This window comes from Nonomuraea sp. NPDC049152 (genome assembly GCF_040648355.1).
Classification (GTDB): domain Bacteria; phylum Actinomycetota; class Actinomycetes; order Streptosporangiales; family Streptosporangiaceae; genus Nonomuraea.
In genome coordinates, this window is sequence record NZ_JBEZDO010000001.1 from 190,502 (window position 1) to 214,800 (window position 24,299).

19 protein-coding genes are annotated in these 24,299 nt (G+C 70.8%); 1 reads left to right on the forward strand and 18 read right to left on the reverse strand.

The features are described from left to right. The first annotated feature begins 204 nt into the window (after positions 1 to 204). Positions 205 to 3,351 (forward strand): isoleucine--tRNA ligase, encoded by a 3,147-nt coding sequence (gene ileS / locus AB0B45_RS00910; RefSeq protein ID WP_358123454.1) that lies wholly within the window; start codon positions 205 to 207, stop codon positions 3,349 to 3,351. Positions 3,352 to 3,506: 155 nt separating this feature from the next. Here the strand turns inward: ileS and AB0B45_RS00915 are convergent, their stop codons facing one another. The 18 genes from AB0B45_RS00915 to mraZ all read right to left on the reverse strand — a co-directional run bounded on the left by AB0B45_RS00915 (position 3,507) and on the right by mraZ (position 24,060). Then, the gene (locus AB0B45_RS00915; protein ID WP_358123456.1) at positions 3,507 to 5,360 is read right to left on the reverse strand and encodes a hypothetical protein; all 1,854 of its coding nucleotides are present in this window, start codon (positions 5,358 to 5,360) and stop codon (positions 3,507 to 3,509) included. A gap of 58 nt (positions 5,361 to 5,418) precedes the next feature. Further along, entirely contained in the window at positions 5,419 to 6,291 is an 873-nt protein-coding gene (locus AB0B45_RS00920) for a DivIVA domain-containing protein (RefSeq protein WP_358123458.1), read from the reverse strand. A 55-nt stretch (positions 6,292 to 6,346) separates the two neighbouring features. Further along, positions 6,347 to 6,631, reverse strand: a complete 285-nt coding sequence (locus AB0B45_RS00925) for a YggT family protein (RefSeq protein WP_183659086.1) — start codon at positions 6,629 to 6,631, stop codon at positions 6,347 to 6,349. An 80-nt stretch (positions 6,632 to 6,711) separates the two neighbouring features. Beyond that, positions 6,712 to 7,215 carry a cell division protein SepF gene (gene sepF / locus AB0B45_RS00930; protein ID WP_358123460.1) on the reverse strand — a complete coding sequence of 168 codons (504 nt, stop codon included), beginning with the start codon at positions 7,213 to 7,215 and terminating at the stop codon, positions 6,712 to 6,714. A 157-nt stretch (positions 7,216 to 7,372) separates the two neighbouring features. Continuing rightward, positions 7,373 to 8,074, reverse strand: coding sequence for a YggS family pyridoxal phosphate-dependent enzyme (locus AB0B45_RS00935; protein WP_358123462.1), 702 nt, complete (start codon positions 8,072 to 8,074; stop codon positions 7,373 to 7,375). Positions 8,075 to 8,234: 160 nt separating this feature from the next. Then, positions 8,235 to 9,623: a cell division protein FtsZ gene (gene ftsZ / locus AB0B45_RS00940; RefSeq protein WP_358123464.1), complete on the reverse strand. Its 1,389-nt coding sequence runs from the start codon at positions 9,621 to 9,623 to the stop codon at positions 8,235 to 8,237. A 194-nt stretch (positions 9,624 to 9,817) separates the two neighbouring features. Beyond that, complete coding sequence (locus AB0B45_RS00945; protein WP_358123466.1) at positions 9,818 to 10,480, reverse strand: FtsQ-type POTRA domain-containing protein; 663 nt, start codon at positions 10,478 to 10,480, stop codon at positions 9,818 to 9,820. Beyond that, positions 10,477 to 11,883 carry a UDP-N-acetylmuramate--L-alanine ligase gene (murC, locus tag AB0B45_RS00950; RefSeq protein ID WP_358123468.1) on the reverse strand — a complete coding sequence of 469 codons (1,407 nt, stop codon included), beginning with the start codon at positions 11,881 to 11,883 and terminating at the stop codon, positions 10,477 to 10,479. The genes AB0B45_RS00945 and murC overlap by 4 nt, the downstream gene beginning before the upstream one ends. Continuing rightward, positions 11,880 to 12,965 carry an undecaprenyldiphospho-muramoylpentapeptide beta-N-acetylglucosaminyltransferase gene (gene murG / locus AB0B45_RS00955; RefSeq protein ID WP_358123470.1) on the reverse strand — a complete coding sequence of 362 codons (1,086 nt, stop codon included), beginning with the start codon at positions 12,963 to 12,965 and terminating at the stop codon, positions 11,880 to 11,882. The genes murC and murG overlap by 4 nt, the downstream gene beginning before the upstream one ends. Positions 12,966 to 13,000: 35 nt before the next feature. Beyond that, entirely contained in the window at positions 13,001 to 14,317 is a 1,317-nt protein-coding gene (ftsW, locus tag AB0B45_RS00960) for a putative lipid II flippase FtsW (RefSeq protein ID WP_358123472.1), read from the reverse strand. Then, entirely contained in the window at positions 14,314 to 15,672 is a 1,359-nt protein-coding gene (murD, locus tag AB0B45_RS00965; protein WP_358123474.1) for a UDP-N-acetylmuramoyl-L-alanine--D-glutamate ligase, read from the reverse strand. Before murD ends, ftsW begins: the two co-directional genes overlap by 4 nt. After that, the gene (gene mraY, locus AB0B45_RS00970; RefSeq protein WP_358123476.1) at positions 15,672 to 16,727 is read right to left on the reverse strand and encodes a phospho-N-acetylmuramoyl-pentapeptide-transferase; all 1,056 of its coding nucleotides are present in this window, start codon (positions 16,725 to 16,727) and stop codon (positions 15,672 to 15,674) included. The genes murD and mraY overlap by 1 nt, the downstream gene beginning before the upstream one ends. Beyond that, positions 16,724 to 18,136, reverse strand: a complete 1,413-nt coding sequence (gene murF / locus AB0B45_RS00975; RefSeq protein ID WP_358123479.1) for a UDP-N-acetylmuramoyl-tripeptide--D-alanyl-D-alanine ligase — start codon at positions 18,134 to 18,136, stop codon at positions 16,724 to 16,726. Before murF ends, mraY begins: the two co-directional genes overlap by 4 nt. Next, positions 18,133 to 19,668, reverse strand: a complete 1,536-nt coding sequence (locus tag AB0B45_RS00980; protein ID WP_358123481.1) for a UDP-N-acetylmuramoyl-L-alanyl-D-glutamate--2,6-diaminopimelate ligase — start codon at positions 19,666 to 19,668, stop codon at positions 18,133 to 18,135. The genes murF and AB0B45_RS00980 overlap by 4 nt, the downstream gene beginning before the upstream one ends. Before the next feature lie 40 nt (positions 19,669 to 19,708). Further along, positions 19,709 to 21,940, reverse strand: coding sequence for a penicillin-binding transpeptidase domain-containing protein (locus AB0B45_RS00985; RefSeq protein WP_358123483.1), 2,232 nt, complete (start codon positions 21,938 to 21,940; stop codon positions 19,709 to 19,711). Beyond that, the gene (locus tag AB0B45_RS00990; RefSeq protein ID WP_358123485.1) at positions 21,937 to 22,434 is read right to left on the reverse strand and encodes a hypothetical protein; all 498 of its coding nucleotides are present in this window, start codon (positions 22,432 to 22,434) and stop codon (positions 21,937 to 21,939) included. The genes AB0B45_RS00985 and AB0B45_RS00990 overlap by 4 nt, the downstream gene beginning before the upstream one ends. Then, positions 22,421 to 23,398: a 16S rRNA (cytosine(1402)-N(4))-methyltransferase RsmH gene (gene rsmH / locus AB0B45_RS00995; protein ID WP_358123487.1), complete on the reverse strand. Its 978-nt coding sequence runs from the start codon at positions 23,396 to 23,398 to the stop codon at positions 22,421 to 22,423. The genes AB0B45_RS00990 and rsmH overlap by 14 nt, the downstream gene beginning before the upstream one ends. 230 nt (positions 23,399 to 23,628) lie before the next feature. After that, positions 23,629 to 24,060: a division/cell wall cluster transcriptional repressor MraZ gene (gene mraZ / locus AB0B45_RS01000; protein WP_358123489.1), complete on the reverse strand. Its 432-nt coding sequence runs from the start codon at positions 24,058 to 24,060 to the stop codon at positions 23,629 to 23,631. Positions 24,061 to 24,299 lie beyond the last annotated feature (239 nt).

Below are 24,299 nucleotides of genomic sequence, written 5' to 3' on the forward strand. Positions count from 1 at the left end.
GGCGTCGACGGAGCTCTGTGATGGACATCACAGGGATATCACTCCCGAGCCGCCGGAAGAACGGCTCGCCAGAGCTCACTAGACCCGGCCGCAGACCAAATGAAGTGGGTCCCTCCGGGGGTCAAGAGGGGTGGTACCGCGGAGCCGTACGGCTTCGTCCCTTCACACCGTCACTCAGTCTGACACGTGGAGGTCCCGCCCGAGATGTCCCACTATTTCCGCTCTCTACCCGCGCAGGTCGACCTGCCCGCGCTCGAGCGTGAGGTCCTCGACCGATGGCGGGACGGGAAGATCTTCGAGCGCTCCGTCGAGCAGAACGAAGGCGCCCCCTCCTGGGTCTTCTACGAGGGCCCGCCCACCGCCAACGGCCTGCCGGGCGTCCACCACGTCGAGGCCCGGGTCTTCAAGGACCTGTTCCCCCGCTACAAGACCATGCGCGGCTTCAGCGTGCCGCGCAAGGCCGGATGGGACTGCCACGGCCTGCCTGTCGAGGTCGGCATCGAGAAAGAGCTCGGCCTGACGGGCAAGAAGGACATCGAGGCGTACGGCATCGCCGAGTTCAACGCCAAGTGCCGCGAGTCGGTGCTGCGCCACGTCGACGCCTTCGAAGAGCTGACCGAGCGGATGGGCTACTGGATCGACCTGTCCACGGCCTACCGCACGATGGACCCCGACTACATCGAGTCCGTCTGGTGGTCGCTCAAGGTCATCTTCGACAAGGGCCTGCTGTTCCGCGACTTCCGCATCACGCCGTACTGCCCGCGCTGCGGCACCGGCCTGTCCGACCACGAGCTGGGCCAGCCGGGCGGCTACGAGACCGTGTCCTCGCCTTCGGTCTACGTCCGGATGCCCGTCACCTCGGGCCCGCTGGCCGAGCTGAACGCCTCGCTGCTGATCTGGACGACCACGCCGTGGACGCTGGTGTCCAACACGGCCGTGGCCGTACACCCCGAGGTGACCTACGTCGCCGCCCGCACCGCGGACGGCGAGGTGCTGGTCGTCGCCGAGCCGCTGCTGGCCCAGGTGCTCGGCGAGGGCTTCACCGAGGTCGCCCACCTCACCGGTCGCGAGCTGGAGCGTACCTCCTACTCCAGGCCGTTCGACCTGGTCGACATCCCCGGCGCGCACTACGTGGTGCTGGGCGACTACGTGACCGTCGAGGACGGCACGGGCCTGGTCCACCAGGCCCCCGCCTTCGGCGCGGACGACATGACCGTCTGCAAGTCGTACGGCATGCCGATCGTCAACCCGATCGGCCCCGACGGCCGCTTCCTTCCCGACGTCCCCATGGTGGGCGGCACGTTCTTCAAGGACGCCGACGAGGGGCTCACCGAGGACCTGCGCGCCCGCGGCCTGCTGTTCCGCGACGGCCATTTCGACCACAGCTACCCGCACTGCTGGCGCTGCCACACCCCGCTGCTCTACTACGCGCTCCCCGCCTGGTACATCCGCACCACCGCGGTCAAGGACCGCATGCTGGCGGAGAACGAGAAGACCAACTGGTACCCCGAGACCATCAAGTGGGGCCGCTTCGGCGAGTGGCTGCGCAACAACGTCGACTGGTCGCTGTCGCGCTCGCGCTACTGGGGCACGCCGCTCCCCCTCTGGGTGTGCTCGGCGGACGAGTCGCACGTCACGTGCGTGGGCTCGCTCAAGGAGCTCGGGTCCTACGCGGGCCAGGAGCTGTCGGCGCTCGACCCGCACCGCCCCTTCGTTGACGACATCGCCTTCCCCTGTCCCTCCTGCGGCGCCGAGGCCCGCAGGGTCCCCGACGTCATCGACGCGTGGTACGACTCGGGCTCGATGCCGTTCGCCCAGTGGGGCGCCAAGGGCAGACCCGAGGGCGTCTACCCCGCGCAGTTCATCTGCGAGGCGACCGACCAGACGCGTGGCTGGTTCTACTCGCTGATGGCGGTCGGCACGCTGGTCTTCGACGAGTCCTCCTACGAGAACGTGCTCTGCCTCGGCCTGATCCTGGCCGAGGACGGCCGCAAGATGAGCAAGCACCTGGGCAACGTGCTGGAGCCCATCTCGCTGATGGACGAGCACGGCGCCGACGCCCTGCGCTGGTTCATGGCCGCCTCGGGCTCGCCGTGGGCGGCGCGCAGGGTCGGCCACAACGCGCTGGAGGAGATCGTCAGGAAGGTCCTGCTGACCTACTGGAACACCGCCTCCTTCTTCACGCTGTACGCCAACGCCGAGTCGTGGTCGCCCTCGCTTGCCGGCGAGGCGCCGCCCGCCGCCGAACGCCCGCTCATCGACAGGTGGGCGCTGGCCGAGCTGCACAGGACCGTCGCCGAGGTGTCGAGCGCGCTCGACGCCTTCGACACCGTGCGGGCGGGCCGCAGGCTGGCCGAGTTCCTCGACGACCTGTCCAACTGGTACGTCAGGCGTTCGCGCCGCAGGTTCTGGCAGGGCTCGCGTGAGGCGTTCGCGACGCTGTACGAGTGCCTGGAGACCGTCACCAGGCTCATGGCGCCGATCACGCCCTTCGTCACCGACTACCTGTGGGACGTGCTGCGCGGCGTCGACGCGCCGTCGTCGGTCCACCTGACCACCTGGCCCGCGGTGAAGGAGGAACTGCTCGACCCCGAGCTGTCGGCGCAGATGGCGCTGGTGCGGCGGCTGGTGGAGCTGGGCCGCTCGGCCCGCGCCGCCTCGGGCGTCAAGACGCGGCAGCCGCTCGGCAGGGCCCTCGTGGGCGCGCCGGGCTGGGCGGGGCTCACCTCGGAGCTGCGCGACCTGATCGCCGACGAGCTGAACGTGCAGGCGCTGGAAGACATGTCCGGCTTCAGCACGGACCTGGTGTCCTTCACCGTCAAGCCCAACTTCAGGGCGCTCGGCAAGCGGTTCGGCTCGCAGACCAAGCTGGTCGCCGCGGCCGTCTCCGCCGCCGACGCCGCGACGCTGGCGGCGACGCTGCGCGCGGGATCGCCCGTCTCGGTCGAGGCGGGCGAACTCGGCACGGTGTCGCTCACGGCGGACGAGGTGATCGTCACCGAGCAGCCCAAGTCGGGGTGGGCGGTGGAGACCGGCGCGGTCGACACCGGCACGGGCGAGACGGTCGCGCTCGACCTGGCCATCACCGACGAGCTGCGCAGGGCGGGGTTGATCCGCGAGGTCATCCGCCTGGTGCAGGACGCCCGCAAGTCCACGGGGCTGTCGATCACCGACAGGATCGACCTGTGGTGGTCGGCCTCGTCTCCCGAGCTGGCCGAGGCGCTGCGCTCGGGCGGTTCGCTGGTCGGCGAGGAGGTCCTCGCCGCGAGCCTCACCGAGGGTCAGGCCGACGGCCTGCCCGTCCTGTCGGACGCCGACCTGGGGCTGACCTTCCAGCTGCGGCGCGCCTGACGACGAAAGAGCGCGGCCCCTCTCCCGAGGGACCGCGCTTTTTCATGCCCGCGCTCTTCATGCCCGGGTACGGTCCGCCCGGCGCCGGTTCGAGAACGGCGCCGCCGCCCGCGGAAGCTCCACGGGCGGCGGTCTCGGACGTCTCGGACTGCGGGTCAGCCGACGGTCTGGTGCTCGTGCATGCACACCGAGCAGGGGGTCAGGCCCTTCGCCTCGGCCTCGGCCTGCGGCATGGACCGCACACCGCTCGCCTCGGCCGCCCTCACCAGCGGGCAGGAGGAGTTGTGGAAGCGCCTGGTGCCGCCGATCACCTTGACGATGCCGGGACGGTCGAGCCTGACGGTCTCGTTGGCCGGCTCGCCCTTCCTGGCGGCGGGTTCGCCGGCCTTGCCGGAGGAGGGCGTGGTGGGACCGGAGGCGACCGGAGGCCCGGCGCGCCCGGGTGCGGTCGCCTCCGGCTCCACCGGCTTCTCGGCCGGTGACTCGGGGCGGTCGAACCACCCTCGGCCGGATTCCGCCGGCCTTGCGCCGCCGCTGGGGCGCTCGGCCTCTGGCTCCTGGCCGGAGGTGGAAGCCTTGGAGTCCGACACGGGGGTCACGTCCACGGGCGGGCGCAGCCGCTGGGTCTCCTGGGTGGCGGCGTTCTCTTCGGGTGCCGCGCCCTTCGCCTGCTTCTTGGCCGGCGCGTCCCCGCCCTTGGAGGTGGGAGGGGTGGGCCTGTCCAGATTGGGAACGGTGGAACCGCCTGGAGTCCCCGCCACGAGCCTGCCGGGCGTGCTGGGTGGCAGGGGAAGCCCTCCCGGCGCGGTGTCGCCCTCGTCGACCTCAGCGGCCGCGGGGGCACTCTCCGGGCGCTCGCCCTTGGCCTGCGGCACTTCCTCGGCGGCAGCGGTCTTGGCGGTGGCCGTCTTCGCGGCGGCGCTCGCCTCGGGACGCCCGGCCGCCTGAGCGGGCTCAGGCCGCTTGGGAGCGGAGCTCGCCTCCGGCTTGCCGCCAGGCTGAACCGGCTTTCCACCCGTCCTGGCGTCCGCAGCCTTGGCGTCCTCGGGCTTCTCACCACTCTTGGCGCCATCGGGCCGGGCACCGGCAGTGGTGGCGGGCTTGGTGCCTTCGGGCCGGGCGCCGGGCTTGGCACCCTCGGGATGAGCACCGGGCTTGCCGCCGTCGGTCTTGGTGGCGGGCTTGCCGCCGTCGGTCTTGGTGGCTTCGGTCTTGGCGCCCTCATCCGCCGGCGTGGCAGGGGGCTTGCCCGACACGCCCGCTGGGGGGCGCGGGTCGGTCTTGGACGCCGCCTCGGCGCCGTGCGCGGCCTGAGGGCCTGCGGACGCAGCGGGAGGGGCGGAGACAGGGGGACGCCCTGCGGGGGGTGTGTCCCTGGGGGACGGGGCGGCGTAGGGGGCGCGGCCCGCGGGCTGAGCCTGCCGCGGCTCGGCGGCAGAAGGAACCTGCCGCCCTCCGAGCGCGGCGTCGGGCAGGCACGTCGTGCAGGGCGTGAAGCCCTCCTCGCGCGCCTCCTCGAAGGTGAGCTCCTCGTGGTCCCTGCCACTCAGCTGGCGGCAACCCGCCACGTGGTAGCGCTTGCGCCCCGGAATCACCAGGACGAGCGCTTCAGGCGAGATCCCCCTCGGCATGCCCGCCACGGCGGGCGCGGGTCGAGGCGGCGCTCCGTGGACGACCCCCTGCTGCGGCCGCATCCCCGAGGGGACGGGCTGGGCAGGGGCCAGCGGTCTGGGCTGCTGCTGCGGCATCGTCGGCGCCGTGGCCGCCCCCGCGGGCGTGACCGCCGTGGGGGTGACCGTCGGAGCGTTCGCCTGCGGAGTCCGCGCCCCGGCACCACCGCCGCCGGGGAAGAGCTCATGACGCCGCAGGAACGCCCCGATCACGAGGAAGAGCGCGGACAGCACGCTGACCACGATCGACCACATGATCAAGAACGGTTCAGCCATGACGAAGCCCGCGATCAGCAACACAACCGCCGCGAGCACCAGACCGGCGCTGATGAGGATCACAGGGGGGCTCTTTCGAGTGACGGATCAGAAACCAACCTGACCCGTTACCTTACAGAAGTTAGCGACGATCGTTGTGCGGGCCGTCGGCACCCTGGAAGGCACCCTGGTGCTGCGACTGGTCGCCACCGAACGGGTTGGCAGGACCGGGCAGGGGCTGCTGTCCCGTCTGCGGGACCGCGTGGGTCATGGCGGGGGCGCCACCCATCGGACCGCTGGGGATGACGGGGAAGCCACCGCTGCCGCCCTCCGCGGAGACGTTCAGCTCGGCGAGCTGGTTCTCCAGGTAGAGCTTGAGCCTGCTGCGGTACTCGCGCTCGAAGCTGCGCAGCTCCTCGACCTTGCGCTCGAGCTCGTCACGGGTCTGGACGAGGGAGCCCATCGCCTGACGGTGACGCTCCTGCGCGTCGCGCTCCAGCGTCTCGGCCCTGGCGCGCGCGTCGCCGATGACCTGCTCGGCCTGGCGGCGAGCCTTGGTGAGGATGTCGTCGGCCTCGCGGCGGGCACGGGTGACGGTCTCGTCGGCCTCGCGACGGGCGTCGGCGATCGCCTGGTCGGCGGTCTGCTGCGCCAGGGCGAGCACGCGAGCCGCGGTGTCCATGTTGTCCTCGGCCGGAGGCATGCTCATGGCGACGGGGACCGGCTGCGGCGGCGGGGGTGCCTGCATCGGCTCGGGCTGCGGCGGCGCCATCATCTCCGGCTTGGGCTGCTCCTGAACGGGCGCGGAGGCCATCGGCATGCTCATGCCGCCGGGCACCTTGCCACGCAGGCACTCGGCCAGCTTGGCGCGGAGCTCCTCGTTCTCTTGGATCAGGCGGTCAAGCTCAGCCTCGACCTCGTCGAGGAAGGCATCCACCTCTTCCTCGTCGTAGCCCGGTCGCAACCGGGTGGTACTGAATTGCTTGTTCCGCACATCAGCGGGCGTCAGCGGCATCTTTTTGGTCTCCTTGGCGCGCTTGGAGTCTGTCCGGAGGGACGGTACCCGATCACTACAGCGCGGACACGAGTTGGATCATGACCAAGACCACAATGAAGAGCACTGTGAAGCTTAGGTCAAAGGCCACCGTACCCAACCTGAGGGGAGGAATGAAACGGCGGAGAAACTTGAGAGGTGGGTCGGTTGCGGTGTATGTGGCCTCTGCTAGCACGAGAACGAATCCCGAAGGCCGCCATTGCCGGGCGAACGCCTGCACCGTCTCAAAGATCATTCTGCCGATGAGCAACACCAGATAGAGAGACAGGACAACGACCAAGATCTCGCCTACGATCCCCACGGTCCGGCCGCGCCTCCACTTCTAGGTGCCCCTCCCGGTCTCGGCGAGACCTGGGTCGGGTCGATAGACATACAGAGACTCTAACTCTGGTTGAAGAATCCGCGTTCCGCGATTCGGGCCTTGTCCTCGGCGGTCACCTCGACATTGGCTGGGGACAACAGGAACACCTTGTTGGTAACACGTTCGATGCTGCCGTGTAGGCCAAAGACCAGACCTGCCGCGAAATCGACAAGCCGCTTGGCGTCGCTGTCAACCATCTCAGTCAGGTTCATGATGACGGGAGTGCCGTCGCGGAAGTGCTCGCCTATCGTCCGCGCCTCGTTGTAGGTGCGAGGGTGGAGCGTCGTTATCCGCGCCAGGTCGGTCGTGCGGCGCTCCAGCACGGTCGTGGCCGGCCTGGGCGCGGGCACACTCGGGTCGGTGTCGTCGTCACGGTCGTGTGCCGCCGCGGGACGCTCCTGCTCCGCCCGACGAGACTCCTCCTCGTACTCGTAGTCGTCGTCGGTGTAGGCCTCGTACCTCTCGTAGCGGTCGTCCTCCACGAGACCGAGGTAGACCGCCATCTTGCGCATCGCGCCGGCCATCGCTACGTCGTCCTCCTGCTCATGGTCGCACTCGCTCGGGCCTTCCGCCTGGCTGCGCGTCGGCGGGAAGTCCGAGGCGGTAGCCGTACCCCCTTGGAGCTCACCGCTGATCGACCTCTACTTCTTTCGCGGACCTCACGGTCCGCTGGAGGGGACATTACCTGACGAAGGGCTTGCGACGACCGAGCAACGCCGTACCGACGCGCACGTGTGTCGCGCCGTGCGCGATGGCTTGGGCCAGATCGCCGCTCATCCCCGCCGAGATTATGGTCGCACCAGGATGCCCGGCCTGTACGGCCAGCGCCAGATCCCGCAGCCTGGCGAACGCCTTGCCCGGTTCCTCCCCCAGGGGGGCGACGGCCATGACCCCACCGAGCCGCACGCCCTCGGTCGCGGCGATCTCGTCGGCCAGCTCAGGCACGTCGGCGGCCCTGGCCCCGCCCCTTTCGGGATCGTCGTCCAGCGCGACCTGCACCAGACAGGTGACCTCCCTGCCCGCCCTGACGGCCTCGCGCCCGATCGCGGCGACCAGCCTCGACCGGTCGACGGAGTGGACCACGTCGGCGTACCCGGCGACCGAGCGCGCCTTGTTGGTCTGCAACTGGCCGACGAAGTGCCAGATCAACGGCAGGTCCGCGCATTCGCGGGCCTTGACCGACGCCTCCTGGTCGCGGTTCTCGCCGACCTCCCGCACGCCGAGCTCGGCCAGGATCCTGACGTCGGCGGCGGGATAGGTCTTGGTGACCGCCACAAGTGTGACCTCGTGACGGGCGCGCCCCGCGGCCGCGCAGGCCTCGGCGATACGGGCCTCGACCTCCGCCAGACCGGCCGCTATCTGCGTTTTGCGTGTTACGTCCACAAGGCATCCATCGTGCACCGTTCCCGCCACTCCCGCGAACCAGAGTCAAGGGCGGCGAGCCGTCACAGGGGTCCGAACGCACCGAACCCCCACCGCGACGACCCATGAGTCTCGCAGCGGGGGCGTGATCCCCTCCCCCGGCCCGGCCGGGTGAGGAATCTCACTTCAGGAAGTCGGGCACGTCCAGCTCTTCCTCCTGCTCCTCGAAGACCACACGCGGCCGCCTGGGAGGCTCCGACATGCGGGAGGAGATGGGGGTCGGCGGGTTGGCCACCTCGGGCGCTGGGCGCGGGATCGACACCGGCGGGGGCGGCTCCTCCGCAGGGGCCGGAGGCGGGGTCTCCACCGCGCGCACCGGCTCGGGACGCGGCTCCGGCCTCGGCTCCGGCCGGGGCTCGACGCGCGGCTCGGGGCGCGGTTCCGGACGAAGCTCGGGACGCTGCGGCTCGGGCCTCACCTCGGGGCGGGGCTCGACGCGCGGCGGCTCGGCCTTCACGCTCGGGGCCGGCGCGGGGGCCGGCCGTACGGGAGCCGAGGGCGCCGCGCCCGCGGCGGGCCTGGACTGCTGGCGCGGCTGCTGCAGCACCGGCTTCTCGGCGGGGACGATCTCGTCGAAGCCCGCGGCGATGACGGTGACCCGCACCTCGTCGCCGAGCGCGTCGTCGATGACCGTTCCGAAGATGATGTTCGCGTCGGGCGCCGCGGCGCTCGAGACGAGCTGGGCCGCCTCGTTGATCTCGAACAGGCCCAGGTCGGACCCGCCCGCGATCGACAAGAGCACGCCGTGGGCGCCGTCGATCGAGGCCTCCAGCAGCGGGCTGGAGACGGCCATCTCGGCGGCCGCGACCGACCGGTCGTCGCCCCGCGCGTGGCCGATGCCCATCAGCGCCGAGCCCGCACCCGACATGACCGACTTCACGTCGGCGAAGTCGAGGTTGATCAGGCCGGGGGTGGTGATCAGGTCGGTGATGCCCTGGACACCCGACAGCAGCACCTGGTCGGCCGCCTTGAAGGCGTCGAGCACGCTGACCTGCCGGTCGGAGATCGACAGCAACCTGTCGTTGGGGATCACGATGAGGGTGTCGACCTCGTCGCGAAGGGTCTCGATGCCCGCCTCGGCCTGCATGGCGCGGCGGCGGCCCTCGAAGCTGAAGGGCCTGGTGACCACACCTATGGTCAGCGCGCCGAGAGATCGGGCGATGTTGGCCACGACAGGGGCGCCGCCCGTGCCCGTTCCGCCACCCTCGCCCGCGGTGACGAAGACCATGTCGGCCCCCTTGAGGACCTCCTCGATCTCCTCACGGTGATCCTCGGCCGCCTTGCGGCCCACATCGGGATTGGCGCCGGCCCCGAGGCCGCGCGTGAGCTCCCTGCCCACGTCGAGTTTGACGTCGGCGTCACTCATCAGCAGCGCCTGGGCGTCGGTGTTTATCGCGATGAACTCGACGCCCTTGAGTCCCTCCTCGATCATCCGGTTGACGGCGTTCACTCCGCCGCCGCCAATGCCGACGACCTTGATGACCGCGAGGTAGTTCTGCGGTGCTGCCACGACGAGGGGCCTTTCCGCTCGTTGACTTGCCATTTCAATGCTGTTCGAAAAACTCTCAACCTCAAGTTGAGATTCAGATTTATGTCAACCTGAGGATTGATACGGACAGTAGGAGTCGCCTACCGGGCGGGTCAACTAACCGCGCCGCAAGCCCGTCCGGCGTGTCGCGCGCTGTCCCATTCGCGACCACCTTCTCATTTCATCGACACGATGTCGGGCGAGCTGACGTCGTAGACCGTCGCCGTGCGCGGGAGCAGCGCCTGGAGCACGCGGATCTTGTCCGCGCCCCTGTCGGTTCCCCCCCAGACGACCGTGCGGCCGTTGGTGAGCCTGAAGGAGATGCCCTCGGGCGAAGTGGCCCGCACCTCGTCGATGCGCGCCAGCAGGCTGTCGGGCAACTCCCCGATGACCTTGATGGCCGCCACGGTGGCGGGGTCGGCGGGGCCTGGCCTGTCGACCCGCAGGACGGGCAGCTGAGGCGGCGCGACGTCGCGCACCTCCGTCACGAAGCCCTTGCGGTCGATCAGCGCCGCCCTGCCCCCGTACGGCACGACGGCGACGGGCTTGCGCTCGACCACCTCGATCTTGAGCGTGCTCGGCCACGCCCGCTCGACCTTCGCCGAGGCGAGCTGCCTGATCTCGAGCACCCTGCTCTGGACCTCGCCGAGGTCGACGGTGGCCAACGGGTGCAGGTCGGCGACCGCGGCCCGCTTCTTGATCTGGTCGGCGGGAACTGTGAAATTTCCCACGATCTCCACCGACCGCACACCGAGGACAGGCGAGAAGAACACCAGCCACACCGTGGTGCTCACCACGCACACGGTGAGCAGCGCCACGAACGCCTGCCGCGCCTTCACCTCGAGGACAGCTCCGCCACGATCTTCGGCCCCAGCTCGGTCACGTCGCCCGCGCCCATGGTGAGCACCACGTCGCCGGGTTTGGCCAGCCTGGCCACCAGAGCGGGCACGGCCGCCTTGTCGGGGGCGTAGGCCACACTGGTCTCGGGCAGCGGCACCCGCGAGGCCACCATGGCCCCTGAGACGCCCGGCTCGGGGTCTTCGCGCGCGCCGTAGACGTCGAGCACCACGGCCTCGTCGGCGAGCCCGAGCGCCGCGCCGAACTCGTCGGCGAAGAACCTGGTACGCGAGTAGAGGTGGGGCTGGAAGACCGCGATCACCCTGCCGTCGCCCGAGTAGGAGGCGACCACGTCGCGCGCGGCGCGCAGGTCGGCGGCCAGCTCGGTCGGGTGGTGGGCGTAGCTGTCGAAGACGGCCACACCGCCCGCCTCGCCCTTGGCCTCGAAGCGCCGCTTGGCCCCCGTGAAGGCCGACAGGCCCTCTCTGATCTCCTCGAACGGCAGGCCGAGCTCATCGGCCACGGCGATGACCGAGGTGGCGTTGAGCGCGTTGTGAGCGCCGGGAACCGACAGCCTGACCTCGCCCCTGCCGACGACCTCGAAGACGACGCCGAAGCCGTCGGGCCGCACGCCGGCGATCTGGTAGTCGGCGCCCTCGGCCTCGCCGTAGGTGACCACCTTCAGCCCGAGCCCGCGCGCGGGCTCGGCCAGCGCGGCGGCGCCCGGATCGTCGGCGCACAGCACCAGCGTGCGGCGCACGCGCTCGACGAAGCGGGCGAAGCTGTCGTAGACGGCCCTGGGGTCGCCGTAGTTGTCGAGGTGGTCGGCCTCGACGTTGGTGACGACCGCGATGTCGGGGGCGAGCATGAGGAAGGAGCCGTCGCTCTCGTCGGCCTCCGCCACGAACACCTTGCCGGAGCCCTCGTCGGCGCCCAGGCCCGTGGTGACGAGCTGGCCGCCCACGCAGTAGGACGGGTCGGTGCCGCACTTCTGCAGCGCCACCGTGAGCATCGAGGTGGTCGTGGTCTTGCCGTGGGTGCCCGCGATGGCCACGCCGACGCGCCCCGCCATCACGGAGGCGAGCGCCGCGGCCCTCGGGATGATCCGCAGCCCCTGCTTGATCGCCTCGCCCAGCTCGGGGTTGGAGTCGCGGATGGCGGTCGAGACGACCACGGTGTCGATGTTCTTGATGTGGGAGGCGGCGTGGCCGATGTGGACGCTCGCGCCCAGCTCGCGCAGCTCCGTCACCATGTCGGAACTGCGGGCGTCGCTGCCGGAGACGGTGACGCCGCGTTTGAGCAGGATGCGGGCGATGCCCGACATGCCGGCGCCGCCGATGCCGATGAAGTGGACCCTGCCGAGGTCCTCGGCGGCCACGGGATCGACCAGCCGTACCAGACTCATGAGCGGCCTCCCGCGATCTCGAGCACCTTGCGGGCGAGGGCGACGTCGGCGTCACGGCGCCCCATCGAGGCGGCGGCCTCCGACATGGTGGCGACCCGCTCGGGGTCGCGGAGGATGGGCAGCACGTTCTGGATGATCCAATCAGGTGATAGGTCGGAGTCGTCGATCATGAGGCCGCCGCCGCTCTGCGCGATCGGGGTGGCGTTGAGCCGCTGCTCCCCGTTGCCGTGCGGCAGCGGCACGTAGGCGGCCGGCAGGCCGACGGCGGTCAGTTCGGCGCAGGTCAGCGCCCCGCTCCTGCACAGCGCGAAGTCGGCGGCCGCGTAGGCGAGGTCCATGCGGTCGACGTAGGGCAGCACGACGTACTGCGGGTCGCCTGGAGGGGGCTCCTGCTCCAGGGTGTTCTTCGGGCCGAGCACATGGAGCACCTGCACGCCCGCCCTGCGCAGGGTGGGCCCCGCGGCCAGCGCCGCCTGGTTGAGCGAGCGGGCGCCCTGCGAGCCGCCGAAGACCAGCAGCGTCGGCAGGTCGGTGCGCAGCCCGAACCACGAGCGGGCCTTGTCGCCCGTCGAGAGCCTGTCGAGCTCGACGATCTGCCTGCGCAGCGGGATGCCGATGTACTCGGCCTTGGCCATGGCGCTCTGCGGGTGCCCCGTGTAGACGTGGTCGGTCAGCCGCGCGCCCAGCCTGTTGGCCAGGCCTGGGCGGGCGTTGGCCTCGTGGACGACGATGGGAAGCCCCCGCCGCCTGGCCGCCAGGTAGGCGGGAGTGGCGACGTAGCCGCCGAAGCCCACCAGGATGTCGGCCTGGGTCCTGTCCATGACGGTGGCGGCGGCGTTGATCGCGCCTGCCAGCCGTCCAGGGACGGTCAGCAACTGCGGCGTCAGCGCCCTCGGGAGCGGTACGGCGGGCACCAGCTGCAGGTCGTAGCCCCTGGCGGGCACCAGCGTGGTCTCCAGGCCCCGCTCGGTGCCGAGGCAGGTGACGCCGACTCCGGGCACGAGCCTGCGCAGCGCGTCACCCAGGGCAAGAGCCGGCTCGATGTGACCGGCCGTCCCCCCACCGGCGAGGACCACCCTCATGTCGGTTACTCCCTACTAATGAGAAACGTGCCGCCTTAACGTTCCGCCTCTGGCCCGACTCGTCCAGTAGGCACGTTCCTTGTTAGTCGTCTCGGTCGGCCCCGTTGCGCACCCCCCAGGCCCAGCCAGCTTAGAGCCCTCGCGGCCGGTCCGGGGCCACGCGCGGCCAGAGCCTCCCTTGCGCCTGGTTCGCGTTTGGCGAATGACAACAACATGCCAAGCGCGGCGAGCGTCGGCAACAGGGCCGAGCCTCCGTAGGAGACCAGCGGGAGCGGGATGCCGGTGATGGGCAGCACGCCGATCACCGCGCCGATGTTGACGATGGCCTGCCCGGCGATCCACGCGACCACGGCCGCGGACGCCAGCCTGATGAAGGGATCGTTGACTCGCATCGCCACCCGCAGGCCCGCGTAGCCGAGCAGGCCGAACAGCGCGATGACCGACAGCGTGCCCATCAGCCCCAGTTCCTCGCCGAGGATGGAGAAGATGAAGTCGCTCTCCGCGTGAGGGATCCAGCTCCACTTGCCCCTGCTGCTGCCGAGCCCGAGGCCGAACCAGCCGCCCGACCCCATCGCGATCTGCCCCTGCACGGCCTGGTAGCCCGCGCCCTGCGCGTGGCCCCACGGGTCGAGCCAGCCGGTGATGCGGTCGGACCTGTAGCCCTCTGTCGTGATCATGAAGATCGTGGCGACCGTCATCATCCCGATGATGCCGCCGAACAGCTTCAGCGGCGCGCCAACCACCCACAGCAGCGCCAGGAAGATCAGCATCAGCACGAGCGTGGTGCCGAGGTCGCGGCCCAGCATGACCATGACCGCCAGGATCGCGGTGCCCGGCAACAGGGGGATCAGCAGGTGCCGCCACTCGATGCGGCCGCCGCGCGCCTTGCGGGCCAGCAGGTCGGCGCCCCACAGCGCGAGCCCCAGCTTGGCGGGCTCTGACGGCTGCAGGTAGATCGGGCCGATGTCGATCCAGCGCTGCGCGCCCAGCTGCGACTCGCCCGCGAAGATCACGATGCCGAGGCCGATGATCGACAGTGCCACGAGCGGATAGCCGGCCCACCTGAAGAACCTGTGCGGCAGCCGCGAGCAGACCCACATCACCGGCACGCCCAGCGCCGCCGACATCGACTGCTTGACGAACCAGTAGAACGGGTCGCCCGTCTTCTGCAGCGCCTCGATGCTGGAGGCCGACAGCACCATCATCAGCCCGAGCGCCAGCAGCAGCGCGCTGCACCCGATGATCAGGTAGTAGGTCGTCAGCGGCTTGTCCAGCAACTCCTTCAGCGCGGCGGCCTGCTCCTTCGTCCAGCCGGTCGGGCGCTCGACAGGACTGTCCGCCGTGGCGCTCACGAACGCCCCTCCAGCTTCCCTACGGCGCGCGCGAAGGCCTCCCCCCGAGCCGGGTAGTTGACGAACATGTCGAGAGAGGCGGCGGCCGGGGCCAGCAGCACGGTGTCTCCGGGGGCGGCGAGCCTGGCGGCTTCGGTGACGACACGGTCCATCACCCCAGTGTCGCGATCGGCGAGATCGACCACTGGGACATTCGGCGCGTGTCGCGCGAGCGCTTCGGCGATCGCGGCCCGGTCGACGCCGATGAGGATCGCCGCGCGCAGCCTGGGCGCGGCCTGCCTGACCAGGTCGTCGACGTCGGCGCCCTTGAGCCGGCCGCCGGCCACCCACACGATCGAGGGATAGGCGGCCAGCGAGGCGGCGGCCGCGTGGGGGTTGGTGGCCTTGGAGTCGTCGATGTAGTCGACCCCGGCCACCCTGCCGACGTGGGTCATGCGGTGCGGGTCCGGCACGAAGTCGCGCAGGCCCTGCCGTACGGCCTCGGGCGGGACGCCGACGGTGCGGGCCAGGGCGGCGGCGGCCAGGGCGTTGGCGACGTTGTGCGGCGCGAAGGGGCGCACGTCGTCGAGCGTGGCCAGCTCCTCGGCCTGCCGTACGGGATCGGCGACGAAGGCGCGGTCGACCAGCAGGTCCTCCACCACGCCCAGCTGGCCGGGCCGCGGCACCTGGAGGGTGAAGCCGACCGCTCCCGCGTACGGCTCGGCGAGCGCGGAGGCGATGGGGTCGTCGGCGTTGTGGACGACCGTGCCCGCCCGCTCGAAGATGCGGGCCTTGGCCCTGGCGTACTCGTCGAGCGAGCCGTGCCAGTCGAGATGGTCGGGCGCGATGTTGAGGATCGCGGCGGCGTGCGGCGCCAGGCCGCTGGACCAGTGCAGCTGGAAGCTGGACAGCTCGACGGCCAGCACGTCGTACGGCTCGCCGACCGCCTCCACCACCGGCACCCCGACGTTGCCCACCGCCAGCGCCTTGCGCCCGGCGGCCAGCAGCATCGAGGTCAGCATGCGCACCACGGTCGTCTTGCCGTTGGTGCCGGTGAGCGCCAGCCACGGCGCGGCCTGCGCGGGCCGCAGCCGCCACGCCAGCTCCACCTCGCCGACCACCTCGACGCCCGCCTCGAGCGCGGCGGCGATCAGCGGGTGGTGCGGCGCCCATCCGGTCGTGACCAGCTCGGTGGCCTCCGCGGGCAGCTCCATGGAGCCGAAGCGCACCTCGACGCCGAGCCTGGCCAGCTCATCGGCCACGACGCGCTGCCGCTCGCCCTCGACGGCCTCCAGCACCACCACGCGCTCGCCGCGTTCGGCGAGCACCCGCGCCGCGGCGGTGCCCGACACTCCGAGTCCAGCTACGACGATCATTACTTGGGCATCCACTCCACGTAGAACAGTCCGAGTCCCACGGCCGCGCACAGCCCGGCGATCAGCCAGAACCGGATCACGATGGTGGTCTCCGCCCAGCCTTTCAGCTCGAAGTGGTGCTGGAGCGGAGCCATGCGGAAGACCCGTCTACCCGTTATCTTGAAGAAGCCGACCTGGATGATCACCGACAGCGTGATGATGACGCACATCCCGGCCAGGATGACCAGCAGCCACTGGGTGCGGGTGGTGATGGCCAGGCCGGCCAGCACGCCGCCCAGCGCGAGCGAGCCGGTGTCGCCCATGAAGATGCGGGCGGGCGGGGCGTTCCACCACAGGAAGCCGATGAGCCCGCCGAGCACGGCCGCGGCGACGACCGCGAGGTCGAGGGGGTCGCGCACCCAGTAGCAGTTGGGCCCCAGGTTGTCGATGCAGTTGTTGCGCAACTGCCAGTTGCCGATCAGCACGTAGGCGCCCAGCACGGTGGCGGTGGCCCCGGAGGCCAGGCCGTCGAGACCGTCGGTCAGGTTCACCGCGTTGGAGAACCCGACGATCATGATGAGGACCCACGCGGTGAACAGGGCGATGCCGATCGAGGGACCGAAGTCACGCAGGAAGGACATCTTGGTCTGTGCCGGCGTGATGCCGTAGACGTTGGGAAAACGCACGACCAGGACCGCGAAGACGGCTCCGACGACGAGCTGGCCGAGCGCCTTGGCGCCGCTGCGCAGGCCCAGGCTGCGCTGCTTGTAGATCTTGATGAAGTCGTCGAGGAAGCCCACCGCCCCCAGGCCCGTCATCAGGAACAGCACCAGCAGGCCCGAGATGGTCGGCGGTTCGAGCATGGCCAGGTGGGAGGCGGCGTAGGCCATCAGCGCGGCCAGCACGAAGACGGTGCCGCCCATGGTGGGCGTGCCCTTCTTGCTGAGGTGCGCCTCGGGGCCGTCCTGGCGGACCTCCTGGCCGTAGCCTCGCCTGGAGAAGAGTCTGATCGCCAGCGGGGTGCCGAGCATCGAAAGGATCAGGCCGACCGCACCGGCGATGATGATGTTGGTCACTTGGTGACCCTCCCGAGGACCAGCTCCGCCGCGCGCTGGAGATCCATCGCGCGCGGCCCCTTCACCAGCACGGCGTCGCCTGGTCGCAACCAGTCGGCCAGCAGCTCCCCTGCGGCCTCGGCGTCGGCCACGTGGACGATCTGCGGCCCGGGGCTCGAGCCCTGCCCCGCCGGCTCCCCCGCCGTGGCGAACGCGCCACGCAGGACGGGCCCGGCGTCGGGCCCTGCCACGATCAGCCCGGTCAGTCCCGCGCCGCCCGCCAGGCGGCCGACGCCCTCGTTCAGCGCCTCGCTCTGCTCGCCCAACTCGCGCAGGGAGGCGATGACGGCGAAGCGGCGCCGGTCCTTGCCCAGCACGGCGAAGGCGTCGAAGGCGGCGCGCATCGAGTCGGGGTTGGCGTTGTAGGCGTCGTTGATCACGGTGACGCCGTCGGCGCGGTCGGTGACCTCCATGCGCCACCTGCTGCGCGGCTCGGCCTGCGACAGCTCGTCCGCGATGGTCGCCAGCGGCAGGCCGAGCTCGTAGGCGGCGGCCGCGGCGGCCAGCGCGTTCTCCACGGCGTGCGCGCCGTACAGCCTGAGCTCCACGTGGGCGCCGCCCGAGGGGGTGCGCAGCGTGAACGACGCGCGCCCCCGCTCGTCGACGGTGACGTTCTCGGCGCGGACCGCGGCGTCCTCAGCACGGCCGAAGAGGGTGACGCGGGCCCTGGTGCGGGAGGCCATCTGACGCACCAGCGGGTCGTCGGCGTTGAGCACCGCCACCCCGTCGGAGGGCAGCGCCTCGACCAGCTCGCCCTTGGCTGCGGCGATGGCCTCCTTGCCGCCGAAGACGCCCAGGTGCGCGGTGCCGACGTTGAGCACCACGCCGATGCGCGGCGGGGCGATGCGGGCCAGGTCGGCGATGTGGCCCGCGTGCCTGGCGCCCATCTCCAAGACCAGGAAGCGGGTGTCGTGCTCGGCCCTCAGCACGGTCAGCGGATGGCCGATCTCGTTGTTGAAGTTGCCCGCGGGGGCGATCGAGGGACCGATGCGGGCGGTCAGCCTGGCCAGCAGGTCCTTGGTGGTGGTCTTGCCCGCCGACCCCGTCAGGCCGATGACCGTGGCGGAGGGCAGCGACTCGGCCACGACGCCCGCCAGGTCGGCCAGCGCCCGCACCGGGTCGGTCACGACGACGGAGGGCACCTCCAGCGGCCTGGTCGCCAGCACCGCCACAGCGCCCGCCTTGATCGCCTGGGCGGCGAAGTCGTGGCCGTCCACGCGAGCGCCCTTGATCGCCACGAACAGGGATCCCGGCTCGACGGCCCGCGAGTCGATCACGACGGGGCCGCGCACCACCGCGCGCGGGTCTGCCATGCCTGACAGGGCGCCAGAGGTGATCTCGGCGATCCTGGCCAGCGGCATCGGGATCATAGGTTCTTCCTGCTTTCCTTACGTCGTGCGTCGATCGCCTCCGCGACCACGGCCCTGTCGTCGAAGGGGATCACCTCACCTGAGATGTACTGGCCCTGCTCGTGGCCCTTGCCCGCCACGACGACCACGTCGCCGCGCTCGGCCGCGCCGACCGCCATGCTGATCGCGGCGGCCCTGTCGGGCTCGACGATCACGTGGGCGCGCCGCTCAGGCGGCACCTGGAGCGCACCGTCCATCATCGCCGCCAGAATGGCCAGCGGGTCTTCCGAGCGCGGATTGTCGCTGGTGAAAATCGCCACATCGGCCAGCCTCGCGGCGGCCTCGCCCATCAGGGGGCGCTTGCCCTTGTCACGGTCGCCGCCGCAGCCGAGCACGACGGTGAGCCTGCCGGAGGCCACCGACCGCAGGGAGGTGAGGACGGACTCGACCGCGCCCGGTTTGTGCGCGTAGTCGACGACGGCCTGGAACTCCTCCTCGGCGGAGGTGACGCGCTGCATCCTGCCGGGCACGCCCGTCATGGTGCCGACGCCGTGGACGGCCGTGCGCAGCGGCACGCCTGCCTCGACCAGCGTCACGATCGCGCCGAGCGCGTTGGCGACGTTGAAGGGGCCGGGCGGCGAGATCGCGACGTCGTCCTCCACTCCGCCGGGCCCGACGACCCTGAAGGCGCTACCGTCGGCGCCGAGCCTGACGTCGAGGGCCCGCCAGTCGGCCTCGGGGTCGCCCGTGGCCGAGAACGTGGTCATCGGGATCTTGGCCAGCTGGAGCAGCTCGCGGCCGTAGCGGTCGTCGAGGTTGGTCACGCCCGTCCTGCTGAACTCCGGCTGGAACAGCTTCACCTTGGTGGCGAAGTAGTCGTCGAAGTCCTTGTGGAAGTCGAGGTGGTCCTGCGAGAGGTTGGTGAAGAGCGCGACGTCGTAGTAGACGCCGTCGACCCTGCCGAGCGCCAGCGCGTGGCTGGAGACCTCCATGGCCGCCGCCGTGACGCCGCGCTCGCGCATGAGGGCGAACAGGCCGTGCAGGTCGGAGGCCTCGGGGGTGGTCAGCTTGGGCTCGATGACCAGGTCGCCGGCGTGGATCTCGACGCCGCCCACCAGGCCCGTGGTGTGGCCGGCCGCGCGCAGCCCCGCCTCCAGCAGGAACGTGGTGGTCGACTTGCCGCTGGTGCCCGTCACGCCGAGGACGGCGATGTCGTGGCAGGGCTGGCCGTACACCCAGGAGGAGATCTGCCCGAGCAGGGCGCGCGGCTCGGAGACGATCAGCACGGGAAGGCCCGTGGCGACCGCGGCCTCGCGGCCCGCGGGATCGGTCAGGACGGCCACCGCGCCCCGCGCCATCGCCTGGGCGGAGTAGTCGGCGCCGTGGGCGGCGCTGCCGGGCAGGGCGACGTAGAGGTCTCCCTGCACGACCTGGCGGGAGTCGATGGTGACGCCGGTCACCGCGGCCAGCGGTGAGCGGGCGCTGCCTGACGGGGCGTCAAGCATGGTCGCCAGCCCGCTCAGCGGTCGGGGCGGGCTGGATTGAGGACGCATAGACGACGGGGGACGCACGGCGGCAGCGTACCCTCCCTGTTCACTGTCCGGCGCCGATCCGCGCGGGCGACGCGGACGGGGCTGTGGGCGGAATCTTCCTGCTCTTGATGGCGAACGTCATCACGTCCTTGAACACCGGGGCCGCGATGTGCCCGCCGTAGATGTCCTTGGCCGGCTTCTGCACCACCGCGAGGACCACGAGCTCGGGCTTGTCCGCGGGGGCGAAACCAACGAAGGAAGCGGTGTAGCCGTTGTAACGGCCCAGCTGCTGATCGTAGCGGTTCGCGGTACCTGTCTTGCCGGCCACCCGGTAGCCGGGTATGGCAGCCAGCGTACCCGTGCCCTCGGCGCTGACGGCCCCCTCCAGCATCGAGGCGATCTCCTGAGCGGTCTGCTCGCTCACCACCCTGGTCCGCTTGCCGGGCTTGGCGGGGACGAACCTGCCGTGCGCGTCGGTCTCGCCCGCGAGGATCTGAGGCTGGACCCTGACCCCGCCGTTGGCGATGGTCTGGTAGACGCTGGCGGTCTGCAGGGCGGTCACCGACACGCCCTGGCCGTAGGCGACCGTGCAGCGCTGGGTGCCCGACCAGCTCTTGTAGTCGGGAAGCAGTCCCGCCTCCTCGCCCGGCAGGCCGAGACCCGGCCTGGCGCCGAAGCCGAAGCCCTTGAGCATGGTGAACAGCCGCTCGTCGCCGACCCTGCGGGCGGCCTGGATGGTACCGACGTTGCTGGAGGTCTCCACGACCTTCTTGAACGTCATCGTCTCGGTCTTGTGCGGGTGGGAGTCCTTCAGGATCTGGTCGGCGCACCTGATGTGGTCGGCCACCTTGAAGGTCGTGTCGGGCCGTACGGCTCCCGCCTCGATCGCGGCCGCCGCGGTGATGACCTTGTTGGTGCTGCCCGGCTCGAAGACCTCGGACACGGCGCGGTTGACGTAGGAGGTGTCCGGCGCCTTCTGCCAGTTTCTCAGGTCGAGTTCGGGCGCGTTGGCCATGGCGATGATCTGGGCGGTCTTGACGTCCATCACGATCACGGTGCCGCTGAGCGCGCCGCTGGAGGCCACCTGCTCGGCGATGGCCTTCTGGGCGGCCCACTGGATGTCCCGGTCGATGGTCAGCCGCACGTCGCGGCCCGCGATGGGCGCCTGGCGCTGGCTGCGGGTCATCGGGATGCGCTGACCGTCACGGCCCTGCTCCACGCTCTGCTTGCCGTCCTGGCCCGCCAGGCGGGAGTTGCGCATCTGCTCGACGCCCTCGAGCCCGGTGCCGTCGTTGCCGACGAACCCGATGAGCGTGCCGGCGAGGTCGCCCGCCGGGTAGGTCCTGCGGTAGGTCTTCTTCGTCGTGACGGTCGGCAGCTCATGGTCGAGCACCCTGTCGGCGACGACGGGGTCGACGTCACGGGCGACGAGCTCGTAACGGGAGGTCACCTTGGCCAGTTTCGCCGCGATGTCGGCCTCGGGCCTGCCCAGCTCGCCGGCCAGGGTCGCGGCCACCTTGGCGCGCTGGTCGGCGGGGATCTTGCTCGGGTCGACCGCGATCTCGCGCGCCTCGAGGGTGACGGCCAGCTCGTGGCCGCCGGCGTCGGTGATGGAGCCGCGCTTGGCCGGGATGACCTCGCTGATCACCCGCTGGTCCGCCGCCTTGGCCTCGTAGATCTTGGAGTCGAGGCCCTGCAGCTGGATGAGCCGACCGGCGAAGATCGACAGGATGAAGGTCATGCCGATCAGGCCGATGTTGATGCGCCTGCGGGGGTTGCCGAGGCGCAGGACCAGCGGAGGGCGCGGCGGCCTCGGGGGCGGCGGCCTGCGGGGCTGCCTGGGCGGCCCCTGCGTCCTGCCCGGTGACTGGCCCTGTGGCGGGCGCGCTTCGCGGCGCTGCCCTCCCCTGGGAGCGGGCACGGTGGCGTCGGCACGGCCGCGCCTGCTCTCCTGGGCCTCGGCCCCCGTCAGCCCGCGCGGGAGATCGAACGGGTCGTTCCCGCGACTCCTGGACCCGCCGGAACGGGTGGAGTCGTCGTCGTCCGGTCGCCGGGGACGGCCTTCCGAAGCGGGCCGCCTGTCGGCGTCGTCACGTCGTGGCCGCTCCTCGTCCCTGCCACGGCGCGGCGGCTCGTCCCGCGGCCCCTCGGACCGTCCGGAGCCCGCGCCGCCCTGCCGTCCTGACCGTCCGGGACCGCCCGGCGTACGACGAACGGCGCCGGGCCCTCCCTGAGAGCCGGCGCCGCCACCACCACGACCGGGGCCCTGGCCCCGGCCGCCTGTCTCCCTCACCTGTCCCGGCCCGCCTTGCTCGGATCGATGGTGTTGGTCGATCCGTCATCCGTCAGGCCCTGCTTCTCGGCGTCGCTCGCCAGCTCACCTGGCTGCTCCCTCTTGTTGATCTCCTGCTGTATGGCGTCCGACTGCAGCTGCATCTCGGCGATCTGCTCCCTCAGCTCACCCGCGGTGAAGGAGTCGCGGGCCAGGACGGTGTTGAGCAGCAGGAGACTGACCAGCCCGCCGCACAGCAGGCCGACCACGAGCAGCACGAAGGGAGCGCGCTGCTTGCGCGGCATCGGCCGCCGCACGCGTGCCCGCGCCTGCCCGCTCTCCTGCGCCGAGGCGGGCCGCTGACCGATCGGCCGGTCAACGGCGGGCCGCCCGGTGGCGGGGCTGGTCTCGCGCGGGGGGCTCTGCCTACGCACGCCGGTCTTCGCCGGAGCGGTCCTGGGCACGCCGCCCCCGACGGGCGCACCCCGCCTGATCTCCTGCTCAGTCCTCGTCAACACGGATCCTCTCTGCCGCCCGGAGCCGGGCCGAGGCCGCCCGCGGATTGCGGGCGAGCTCTTCGTCAGTCGGGAGCTCTGCTCCCCTCGTCAGGAGGCGGAACCGCGGCTGGTGGGCCGGCAGCGGGACGGGCAGCCCCGGGGGGCTGGTGTCCCTGGTTCGCGCCGCGAGAACCTGCTTGGTCAGCCGGTCCTCAAGGGAGTGGTAGGAGAGCACGACGACTCGCCCACCGAGCGTCAGCGCGTCGAGGGAGGCAGGAAGGGCCGCCTCCAGGGCGGCCAGTTCCGCGTTGACCTCGATACGCAACGCCTGAAAAGTCCGTTTAGCGGGGTTGCCCCCGGTACGTCGGGTAGCGGCGGGAATCGCCGCGCGAACGATCTCCGCGAGCCGCTTAGTCGACGTTATGGCTTCCTTGGCCCTTTCCTTGACAATGAGGCCTGCGACACGCGGGGCGAACCTCTCTTCTCCGTAATCGCGAAGGATGCGCGTCAACTCGGCGGCAGAGTAGGTGTTGACCACTTCCTCGGCCGTGAGCGACTGCTCGGTGTCCATCCGCATGTCGAGCGGAGCGTCGTAGGAGTAGGCGAAACCCCGCTCCCCCTCGTCCAGCTGGGGCGAGGAGACGCCCAGGTCGAACAGGACGCCGTCGACCACGGGATGGCCCGCCCTCGCCAATACCGAGGTCATCTCGTCGGACGAGGCGTGGACCAGCGTGACGCGCTCGGCGTAGGGCGCGAGCCTGCGCGTGGAGAAGTCGATCGCGAACGGGTCGCGGTCGATGCCGATCAGGTGAAGGGCCGGATGTGCGGCCAGAAGCGCCTCCGAGTGCCCGCCGAGTCCGAGATTGGCGTCGACGACCACTGGCGACGGCCCCGCCAGCGCGGGGGCGAGGAGCTCCAGAACCCGCTCGAGCATCACGGGAACGTGACCACCCGTGCTCGCAGCGTTGCCTTCCACGTGCATTACTGAAACCCCCCTCCTACAAAGAATGCGTCCATACTCGCGGATGACGCGAAGGCTCGATCCGGGTGCCCCGCTCGTGGGTCCCCACCCGTAGCCGTCCGGCCAGGTCCCCATCCGCACCCGCTTCGTGGACGCCTGCCATCTGACACCGGGGAAGGTGCATCAGCTGGCGGGCGAGTGGTTGCGGGTGGAGACCTCGCCGAACGACATCACCGACGGATCGGCCGTGACTAGAGAATCCCTGGCAGCACCTCCTCCGAGAGATCGGCGAAAGCCTGCTCCTGGTCGGCCAGATAGGTGTCCCAGGCCTGCTGGTCCCAGATCTCCAGACGGGTGTTGGCCCCAATGACCACGCAGTCACGCTCCAGCCCTGCGTAGGCCCGCAGGGCCTGGGGAATCGTGATGCGCCCCTGCTTGTCCGGAGTCTCGTCGGACGCGCTGGCGAAGAAGACGCGGCTGTAGTCCCGGACCGCCTTGGCGGTGACCGGGGCGGTGCTGAGAGCCTCGGTAATGCGCTGGAACTCCCCCACGGGAAAGACGTAGAGGCATCGCTCCTGGCCTTTGGTGATCACAAGACCCTCCGCCAGCTCCTCACGGTACTTAGCCGGCAGGAACAGCCGTCCCTTGTCGTCCAGACGCGGTTGATGGGTGCCGAGGAACACCGGCCCCACCTCCCGTGCCTCGTGAAGCGCTCAGTGCTTGGTGCACCTGCCCTCCACTGCGCACCACCATACTCCACTTCTCCCCACCGTCAACTGATTCGAACCCTCTTCAGCCGCTGTTCCACGCGCGTTTACGCAGGTCAGAGCAGTGGAGCGGAGTGGGGGGCGGTGGCGGGGCCACGGGCGTCGCGGGCGTGTCGAACGGCGCGAAGATCGGCGATTACGCCGTCGGCGCGCAT